At 38.4% G+C, this 3,622-nt stretch carries 3 protein-coding genes and 1 pseudogene; 2 read left to right on the top strand and 2 right to left on the bottom strand.

Annotation, left to right across the window (positions count from 1 at the left end):
* Nucleotides 1-117 precede the first annotated feature (117 nt).
* Nucleotides 118-813: pseudogene (locus GJU40_RS20290) on the top strand (BCCT family transporter); the annotation flags it as partial.
* Between the two features lie 299 nt (nucleotides 814-1,112).
* Nucleotides 1,113-1,880: a metal-binding protein ZinT gene (locus GJU40_RS20285; RefSeq protein ID WP_154309863.1), complete on the top strand. Its 768-nt coding sequence runs from the start codon at nucleotides 1,113-1,115 to the stop codon at nucleotides 1,878-1,880.
* Nucleotides 1,881-2,005: 125 nt separating this feature from the next.
* On the opposite strand, the gene GJU40_RS20280 is transcribed toward GJU40_RS20285, so the two are convergent.
* Both GJU40_RS20280 and GJU40_RS20275 read right to left on the bottom strand, forming a co-directional pair.
* Nucleotides 2,006-2,626 (bottom strand): LysE/ArgO family amino acid transporter, encoded by a 621-nt coding sequence (locus GJU40_RS20280; protein ID WP_154309862.1) that lies wholly within the window; start codon nucleotides 2,624-2,626, stop codon nucleotides 2,006-2,008.
* A gap of 97 nt (nucleotides 2,627-2,723) precedes the next feature.
* On the bottom strand, nucleotides 2,724-3,200 hold the full coding sequence (locus GJU40_RS20275) for a peptide-methionine (S)-S-oxide reductase (RefSeq protein ID WP_154309861.1): 477 nt from the start codon (nucleotides 3,198-3,200) through the stop codon (nucleotides 2,724-2,726).
* Nucleotides 3,201-3,622 lie beyond the last annotated feature (422 nt).

Raw genomic sequence — 3,622 nt, 5'->3', positions numbered from 1 at the left:
TAAGGCTTCTAACCGTCGGTGCAACGGGATAGCCTAATCCATAACTAGCGGTTACGCTGGTGTTCTTAGGAATCCCCCACTTCAAACAGCTCGCAAGAGCAGTTAAGTGGCGGGTAGTTCAATGTTGGACCAACACTACTTATTTTAAATATGTTCACAGCCACGCTTGGAAGCTATATTGCTAACTTTTTTGATATGAGCTTCAGAATAGCTCCATTAAATGAAACAAGGCGAACATGGATTGACAATTGGACAATCTTTTACTGGGCATGGTGGATTTCTTGGGCGCCGTTTGTAGGAATTTTCATTGCAAGGATATCTAAAGGACGTACCATAAAAGAATTTATGCTTGGTGTACTTTTTGTCCCGGCACTTGTATGCTTTATCTTTTTTTCTGTATTCGGTGTTTCTGCCTTACATTTAGAGCAAAATGGAATGGCTCTCATTTCAGAATACTCTCTGGAAACAACAACGTTTGGTGTCCTTCAGCATTATCCCTTAGGTCAATTGATGTCCATATTAACTATTGTCGTAGTAGCTATCTTTTTCATTACATCTGCAGATTCAGCTACATTTGTCCTTGGAATGCTGAGTACAAACGGCTCTATTAACCCTTCCAAATCAGTAAAGATTACTTGGGGTCTTGCCATGTCAGCAATGGCAGCAGTTATTGTTTACTTCGGAGGCACACAGGGACTGCAGAATATGTTAATCATTGCAGCACTACCGTTTTCTATTGTCATGATCTTAATGGCAGTCTCGTTTTTTAAGGCAGCAAGACTTGAGATGAAAGAAGTTAGTAAGAAAGCTTGAAGCAAGCAAGAAAGAATGATTAGAGAAATAATAAGTAAGATTAGGGTATGTCAAAGTGCAGGTTTAGCCCTTTTGACATACCTTTTTTGCTTTTCTACTTCTTTCTATTTCAATTTTACTGTGAATAATGTTCATTGCCACTACCGATAACGATTCGTAAGTATTTTTACCCTGCCTATAAGTACTATCTTTATTTTTTCATTTTCCAAAGCTGGTTTAATTTTCCTTGACAACATGGTTTAATGAATGATACGATTCAAAACGTATTAATTACGATTTAGAATAGGAGAGTTAAAAGAATGAATACATTTATAAAACTAGTAAGTGTGCTGAGTATTTGTTTCTTGTTAATGGCTTGTCAGGATCAAAATTCAACAAAAGAAGCAGCTACTCCTAAACAATCTTCCGAAAAGAGCGCAGCTGAAGAAGAAACTGACAGTTCTTCTGAAAACAAAGAACAGCAATCAGAAGATCATGCGGATGAAAGTGAACACAATCATGATCATGATCACGATCACGATGAAGAAGCAGAAAAAATTTACAGCGGTTATTTCGAAGACAGTCAGGTAAAGGATCGCCCACTTTCAGATTGGCAAGGAGACTGGCAATCTGTTTACCCATTCCTGCAAGATGGCACACTTGACGAGGTATTTGCTCATAAAGCAAAAACAAAAGGTGACATGACAGCGGAAGAATATAAGGAATATTATGAAGTAGGGTATCGCACAGATGTTAACCGTATCGTCATTAAGGAGAATACCGTATCGTTTTTCAAAAATGAAGAAGAGATTTCAGGTGAATATAACTATGATGGGTATGAGATTTTAACATATCCTAAAGGAAACAGGGGAGTAAGATTCATCTTTAAGCTAGTTGAGGAATCTGAAGGAGCCCCTTCATACATCCAATTCAGTGACCATGGTATCTTTCCGAATAAAGCTGATCACTATCACCTGTATTGGGGAGACGACCGTGAAGCATTATTAGATGAAATTACACACTGGCCTACTTACTATCCATCAGACATGGATGGCCATGATATTGCTCATGAGATGATTGCCCATTAAAAATTGGGAAGGTAGTTTTTTAATACTCTCGATAAAAAACTTTCTTTCTTACTATGAGTGCATAAGACTAGTTGTTTTATGCACTCTTTTTTTGCTCAACAAAGATTTTTAACAGTTTTTCACTTTTAAAGATATGTATACAAATTAAACCCTAAGTATAATGCCATACCCCAAATAATGATTGCAGAAATTTGATTCATTCTCCTTAATAACATTCCGCTGTTTCCAAGTTTTCCAACCTTCCGACCTGATATAGCTAAAAAGAAAAACCAGATCCATGAAACTACAATACATGCGATGGTAAAAATCAGTTTGTCATAACCCGTATAAGCAAGAGAACTCGTTCCAATTACACCAATCGTATCAAGAATTGCATGTGGATTAAGTAACGATACGGAAGCAGCAAATGTGATTTGTCGCCTCGCGGAAAAGCGCTGTTGATTTTCGATATGGTTGCTGGCTGACGGATTGCTCCTCCATAACACAAAACCCATATAGGTTAAAAAAAGAAAACCACATATAAACAGCAGAATTGTTAACCACTCAACATTTAATACAACGATTGATACTCCTGTTACAGCCAAAAGAATTAGAGCTGTATCACAAACCCCTGCTGTGATAACAGCGGGACAAGCATGTAGAAACCTCTTATGTACAGCCCCTTGGTTGAAAATAAATACATTTTGAACACCCAAAGGTAAGATGAGACCAAACGCCAGTAAGATTCCGTGAATAAGAGCCTGCATGTTTTCACCCCCAATACAATCTCTAGGATACCGAATGTTTCTCTATGTGTCTTCAACCATTCATCCGTCGACAAAACTTGGGAATGACTGTGACAGCTTATTGATGCTTGTATTTATTTAATAACGTTTTCGGAAGATGGCAATAATCTTCCGGACACTTATCTAACCGATCCTGATGTTCTTCTGCGCTTCTTACATAATTAGTAAGAGGCCGCACTTCAACCACAATGCGGGCAGCATCATTTCTCTTAATTATAAATGCTCTTGCCTCTTCTAAATGCTTACGTTCTTCACTGTAAACACCAGTTCTGTATTTTTCGCCAACATCTTCTCCTTGTTGATTCATACTATATGGATTGATGATCTCAAAAAAATACGTCATCAATTCCCCCATGGAGACAATCTCTGGATCAAATACTGTTTTCACACATTCTGCATAGCCATCATACTCACCTTGGAGCGAACTCCCGGCTCCATTTGCCCTTCCTGCCTCGGTAAGCGACACACCTGGTAAAGTTTTGATAAATGCCTGAACACCCCAAAGACACCCTCCTGCAAAGTATACGACTTCCATTATCTCACCTCTCTTAAATTGAAGCTTCATTATGAGTAATTTCAAATACTTGATATTGTGGGACGTCTCCAAAAGGAAGAGTCTTAATGTTCTGAACTATATAAGGGTATTATATTTGTTTCATTATGGCTAAGCAATACTGTCAACACATGGTCCCTCATCGCCCTTATGAAGGACATTTCGACTGCTGTTTCACCCAGTTTTGTCCTTCATCAACCTCATGAAGGACATTTCGACTGCTGTTTCACTCGTTTTTGTCCTTCATCGCTCTTATGAAGGACATTTCGACTGCTGTTTCACTCGTTTTTGTCCTTCATTAACCTTATGAAGGACCATTTCGACTGTTGTTTCACCCAGTTTTGTCCTTCATCACCCCTATGAAGGACATTTTGACTGCTGTTTCACCCAGTTTTGTCCTTCAT

The sequence above is a fragment of the Metabacillus lacus genome (assembly GCF_009674805.1).
Taxonomy (GTDB): Bacteria; Bacillota; Bacilli; order Bacillales; family Bacillaceae; genus Metabacillus_C; species Metabacillus_C lacus.
Note: the sequence above shows the minus strand (reverse complement) of the source record. Positions and strands in the feature narration are given on the sequence as shown.

Bases quoted from the DNA above. Each gene is read 5' to 3' on its own strand.
- GJU40_RS20280 (WP_154309862.1), bottom strand. From the start codon at position 2,626: ATGCAGGCTCTTATTCACGGAATCTTACTGGCGTTTGGTCTCATCTTA.
- GJU40_RS20285 (WP_154309863.1), top strand. From the start codon at position 1,113: ATGAATACATTTATAAAACTAGTAAGTGTGCTGAGTATTTGTTTCTTG.
- GJU40_RS20275 (WP_154309861.1), bottom strand. From the start codon at position 3,200: ATGGAAGTCGTATACTTTGCAGGAGGGTGTCTTTGGGGTGTTCAGGCA.